5 protein-coding genes and 1 pseudogene are annotated in these 5,385 nt (G+C 72.7%); 4 read left to right on the top strand and 2 right to left on the bottom strand.

The window, feature by feature from the left end; all coding sequences use genetic code 11:
- From HKK72_RS35490 to HKK72_RS35480, 3 genes are all read left to right on the top strand, one after another.
- Nucleotides 1-628, top strand: a 628-nt coding sequence (locus HKK72_RS35490) for a response regulator (protein WP_187238784.1), incomplete at its 5' end; no start/stop codon positions are given.
- Between the two features lie 68 nt (nucleotides 629-696).
- A complete protein-coding gene (locus HKK72_RS35485) occupies nucleotides 697-1,860 on the top strand; it encodes a CaiB/BaiF CoA transferase family protein (protein WP_187238783.1) in 1,164 nt (387 codons plus the stop codon).
- Complete coding sequence (locus tag HKK72_RS35480) at nucleotides 1,857-3,356, top strand: carboxyl transferase domain-containing protein (protein WP_187238782.1); 1,500 nt, start codon at nucleotides 1,857-1,859, stop codon at nucleotides 3,354-3,356. Before HKK72_RS35485 ends, HKK72_RS35480 begins: the two co-directional genes overlap by 4 nt.
- Before the next feature lie 8 nt (nucleotides 3,357-3,364).
- Here the strand turns inward: HKK72_RS35480 and HKK72_RS35475 are convergent, their stop codons facing one another.
- Complete coding sequence (locus HKK72_RS35475; RefSeq protein WP_187238785.1) at nucleotides 3,365-4,462, bottom strand: EAL domain-containing protein; 1,098 nt, start codon at nucleotides 4,460-4,462, stop codon at nucleotides 3,365-3,367.
- Nucleotides 4,463-4,605: 143 nt separating this feature from the next.
- The gene (locus HKK72_RS35470; protein ID WP_187238781.1) at nucleotides 4,606-5,001 is read right to left on the bottom strand and encodes an ABC transporter permease; all 396 of its coding nucleotides are present in this window, start codon (nucleotides 4,999-5,001) and stop codon (nucleotides 4,606-4,608) included.
- 139 nt (nucleotides 5,002-5,140) lie between these two features.
- Between HKK72_RS35470 and HKK72_RS35465 the strand changes: the two are divergent.
- Nucleotides 5,141-5,385: pseudogene (locus HKK72_RS35465) on the top strand (hypothetical protein); the annotation flags it as partial.

The following is a 5,385-nucleotide window of genomic DNA, read 5'->3' as shown; positions in this document are numbered from 1 at the left end:
GGCCGACGATCAGGGCGCCGTACGGGCGGGGCTGGTGCTCATCCTCGACTCCGTGCCCGACGTCCAGGTGGTGGGCGAGGCCGCCGACGGCGAGCAGGCCGTCGCCCTCGCCCGCGAGCTTCGGCCGGACGTGGTGCTGATGGACATCCGGATGCCCCGGCTGGACGGTGTCTCCGCCACCCGGGAGCTGGCCGGGATCGCCGATGTGCTGATCCTCACGACCTTCGATCTTGACGACTACGTCTTCGGCGCGCTCCGTGCCGGGGCGGCGGGCTTCCTGCTCAAGGACATCGACGCCGACCGGCTCGTGGACGCGGTGCGGATCGTGGCGGCCGGCGAGGGCTTCATCGCACCCGCGGTGACCCGCCGGCTGATCACGGCCTTCGCCGGACGGCAGGCGACCGTTCGGCTGGACGGTGCGAAGGGCGTCGGCGAGCTCACCCCGCGCGAGCGTGAGGTGCTCGCCTGCCTGGGCGACGGGCTCTCCAACGGTGAGATCGCGCAGACGCTGCACATGGCCGAGACGACGACGAAGACCCACGTGAGCCGTATCCTCGCCAAGCTGGGGCTGCGCAGCCGCGTGCAGGCGGCGATCCTCGCCCAGGAGATCGGCCTGTCCCGGGAGTGATCGGCGAGCTGTCTCGGTGACGGCCCGGTTGACTAGTCTCCTATGGACCGACTCCTGTGGAGGTGCCTTTGTCCGGCCCATTGTCAGATGTCGTTGTCCTCGATCTGTCGCGGGCGCTCGCGGGACCGCACGCGGCGATGATGCTCGGGGACATGGGTGCGCGCGTCATCAAGGTGGAGCAGCCGGGCCGGGGCGACGACACCCGAGGATGGGGCCCTCCCTTCGTGGGGCCCGAGGAGTCGAGGGAGTCGACCTACTTCCTGTCCTGCAACAGGAACAAGGAGTCGATCACGCTCGACCTCAAGTCCGACAGCGGGCGTGAGGTGCTCGCCCGGCTCGCAGGCAGGGCCGATGTGCTGGTGGAGAACTTCCGGCCAGGCGTGCTCGACCGGCTGGGCTTCACGGTCGAGCGTCTGCACGAGCTCAATCCCGGACTGGTCGTGCTGTCGATCAGCGGGTTCGGGCACGACGGTCCCGAGGGCGGCCGGGCCGGATACGACCAGATCGCTCAGGGTGAGGCGGGGCTGATGTCCCTGACCGGCCCGTCGCCGCAGGAGCCGACCCGGGTCGGTGTGCCCATCGGCGACCTGCTGGCCGGCATGTACGGCGCGTACGGCGTGGTCGCGGCGCTGCACGAACGTGCGCGCACGGGGCGCGGGCGCGTGGTGCGCACCAGCCTGCTCGCCGGGATCGTCGGGGTCCACGCCTTTCAGGGCACGCGGTGGACGGTCGCGGGCGAGGTGCCCCAGCCCACCGGCAACCATCATCCGTCCATCTCCCCGTACGGGCTGTTCCGCACCGCCGACGCGCCGGTCCAGGTCTCGGTCGGCAGCGACGGGCTCTGGCGGGCCTTCGCGCCACTGGTGGGGCTCGACGCCGCCGACCCACGGTTCGCCGCCAACACCGACCGCGTCGCCCATCGCCAGGAGCTGATCGACGCCATCGAGGCGGTCTTCGCCACGGAGCCCGCCGAGGTCTGGCTGGGCCGGCTGGCCGCCGCGGGCGTGCCGGCGGGGAAGGTCCGCACCCTCGACGACGTGTACCAGTGGGAGCAGACCATCTCCCAGGGACTGCTCCTCGACGTCGAGCACGCGACCCTCGGCCGGGTGACCCTGCCCGGTCCTCCGCTGCGCCTCGACGACGCTCCGTACGCCGGAGGGCGGGAGACGCATCTGGCGCCTCCGACCCTGGGCCAGCACACCGACGAGATCCTGGCCTGGCTCGACGAATGACGGCGCAGGATGGGCTGGGGTCGCTCGAGCTGATCGCCGCGGTCGTGGATCCCGGCTCCTGGCGTGGTTGGGACGAGCCCGTGTCATCGGTGCCCGCCGACCCCGGCTACCGGGCCGATCTGGCCCGTGCCCGGGAGCGTACGGGCCTGGACGAGGCCGTCGTGACGGGCGAGGGACGCATCCGCGGCCGGCGCGTGGCGGTGATCGCCTGCGAGTTCGCCTTCCTCGCCGGATCGATCGGCGTCGACGGCGGTGAGCGACTCATGCGGGCCGTCGAACGCGCCACTCGGGAGCGGCTGCCGCTCCTGGCCTCGCCGGCCTCCGGCGGCACGCGGATGCAGGAGGGGACCATCGCGTTCCTCCAGATGGTCAAGGTGGCGGCGGCGATCGCCGATCACAAGCAGGCCGGGCTGCCCTACCTCGTCTACCTGCGGCATCCCACCACCGGCGGCGTGCTCGCGTCCTGGGGCTCGCTGGGGCACGTGTCGGCGGCCGAGCCCGGTGCGCTCATCGGCTTTCTCGGCCCGCGCGTCCACGAGGCCCTGTACGGCGAGCCGTTCCCGCAGGGAGTGCAACTCGCCGAGAACCTCCGTGCGCGCGGGCTCGTGGACGGGGTGATCCCGCCCGCCGAGGTGGCCGCCGCCGCGGCACGCGTCCTCGACGTCCTGTGCGCGCCACGGGAGATCGCCGAGATCCCCGATGCGCAGGTGAGCGATCCGCCTTCCGACGTCCCGGTCGCCGAGTCGATCCGCCGGTCGCGGCGCGCCGACCGGCCGGGGGCACGCACGCTGCTCGACCAGGTGGCCCGGGACGTGACGCTCCTGAGCGGTACGGCCGCCGGGGAGTGCGACCCCGGCCTGCTGCTGGCCCTCGCGAGGTTCGGCGCCGCCCCGTGCGTGGTGCTGGGGCAGGACGGCCAGGCGCAGCGGAGCCATCACCCGCTGGGCCCGGCGGGCCTGAGGGAGGCCCGGCGCGGCATGCGGCTGGCGGCCGAGCTCGGCCTGCCACTGGTATCCGTGATCGACACGGGAGGCGCCGCGCTGTCCCGGGAGGCGGAGGAGGGCGGGCTCGCCGGTGAGATCGCGCGCTGCCTGGCCGAGCTGGTCACCCTTCCGGCGCCGACGGTATGCCTGCTGATGGGCGAAGGCGCCGGCGGCGGAGCGCTCGCGCTGCTGCCGGCCGATCGCGTCATCGCGGCCGAGCACGCATGGCTGTCACCGCTTCCGCCCGAGGGCGCGTCAGTGATCCTCTACCGGACGACGGAGCGGGCGGCCGAGATCGCTCAGAGCCAGCGGGTGCGGTCCGGCGACCTGCTCGCCGACTCGATCGTCGACCGGATCGTCGCCGAACGACCGGACGCCGCCGATGAGCCGGAGGCGTTCCTCGCGCGGGTGGGCGCGGTGCTCGAGGCCGAACTCGCGGGGCTGCTCCGGCGCGACCCGGCCGAGCGAATGGCCGCGCGGCGACAGCGCTACCGGCGGCTCGGCTCAGGCTGAGCCTCCGATCACGGCGAGAGGCTGCGGATCAGGTCGCCGACCCGGACGATGCCGAGGCAGCGTCCGACCTCGTCGGTGACGACGAGGTCGTCGTAGACGCGTTCGCTCTCTTTCCCCGCGGCGCGGAGCGCGGCGATGGCGGGGACCGTTCGCGGTACCAGCCGCGGCGGGTCGGCCAGCCGGGCCGCGGGCTTGTGGGCGTGCAGCGCGTGACCGTACGGTCCCGAGACCGCGAGGAGGAACCTGGTGCGGTCGACGGTGTGCTTGGGCCGCTGATGCTTGTCGACGAGCACGACGCTGGTGGTGCCGCGCTCGGCGTTCAGAGCGGTCAGCACGTCGTCCGCGGTCGCCGTGTCGGGCATGGTGACGGCCGGCAGGGTGAACTCCGACACCCGGGCGCCGAGCCCGGCGTCCTCTCGGGGCTCGGGCACGGACTCGCGGGGCAGGACCGGAACCGTCACGCCCATGCCCGGATGCCAGTCGGGCGGGGCGAGCAGGGGTCCCTGCACCAGCCGCACGCCGAGCCCGCGCAGATGGACGAGCTGTCTCTCGGTGGCCAGGCCAGGCGCGAGCACGTGGGTGCCCATCTTGCGCGACAGCCTGAGGAGCGCCTCGGCGAGAGCGGAACGCCGGTCGTCCGACGATGCCCGCCGGGCCAGCTCGGGATCGAGTTTCACCAGGTAGGGCGTGTCGTCAACGAGGAGGTCGAGCGGTGTGTGGGCGGTGCCGAGGCCGGTGAAGCCGATCAGATAGCCGGCCTTGCGCAGGTCGCGCAGAGAGGTGGAGACCTGCGTGCGGTGAGCCGGAGAGAACCCCCCGGTCACGCACACCAGGATCTCGTTCGGCCGTCGGCCGGTCTCGAGCAGACCCTGGTGCAGTGGCATGAGGGCGTCGTGTCCCCGTGCCAGGGTCTCCATCTTGACCGTGATCTGCAGAGGCAGCCGCGTGCCGACGTCGGAGGTCAGGCGGGCGGCGAGCACGGCGCGGCGCACGTCCTCGTCGGAGGGGTCGAAGCGGGCGGACGCGCCCTCCGCGGCCGGCGCCGGATGTGTCTCCACGGCGATGACCGTGCCCGTATCGAGGTCGACGATGGGTTGAAATACCACGCTCGCCGGGAGCGACGAGGTTACGACATTTCGGACAGACACCTATGAATCGTGCCACCGCAAAGCGGTTGAATCAGTACCTGTGAGGTTGTGTTCACCCAGAATTCGCTGGGTGGGCCAGGGGTGGACGCCCGTTCGGTCGCTCAGGGAGCACGGCCGGCCACCAGCAGCGAGAACAGATAGGTCGCCCCCGCGAGCGCGGCCAGCCAGGCGTACGGCCCCACAGTGCCCTCGCGGAGCGCGGTGACGACGAGGCCGGCGACGATGCCCACCGTCAGGACGTCCCCGGTCATCGCGGCGGCGCGGAGGTGGCTGCGAGCGCGGTGGCCGCTGCCGAACCCCTCACTGACCGAGAAGGCCGGTTCATGCCGTCGGACGGCGAGTAGGAGCGCATAGCCCAGCAGTACCGCGAGCGCGGTCCACGCGCTGCGCGGACGGTCGTCCAGGAGAAGGGCGATCGCCACGCCGAGACCGACACCGGCGGTGAGGCCGGGCACGATCCAGCGGTTCAGCCGCCGCCTTTCAGGGGCAATCCACATGGTGGCCATCTTGCCCAATCGCCGTCCGACCTGGGGAGATCGCGCGCGGCGCGCCGGAAAACGCTGGATCGATCGGGCCGTTTCGCCCGGAACGTCCGACCGAGGGCAGGGCGGGGGTAGGGCGAGTAGCGTCTCAGGCGTGAACAGAGCACGGCCGGCCGCAGGCGGCGGCCGCTGGGTCGAGGTCGTGCCCGAGCGGGTCGAGCCGTGGCTGGCCGGGTTCGGTGAGCGGCACGCCGGTATCGCCGTCGTCGCCGGGTCGGACATCGTGCGGTTCTCCGCCGGGGACGGCGCGGTGGCCGACTGCCACGTGCCGTTCCCTCCCCTGACCGGTATCGGCCTCGACGGTGGTCTGGACGTTGACCCGGGCAGCGGCCCGGACGG

The sequence above is a fragment of the Actinomadura sp. HBU206391 genome (assembly GCF_014323665.1).
In the GTDB taxonomy this organism is placed as follows: Bacteria; Actinomycetota; Actinomycetes; order Streptosporangiales; family Streptosporangiaceae; genus Actinomadura_C.
The sequence above is the reverse complement of the archived record's forward strand: the minus strand, read 5'-3'. Positions and strand labels throughout refer to the sequence as shown.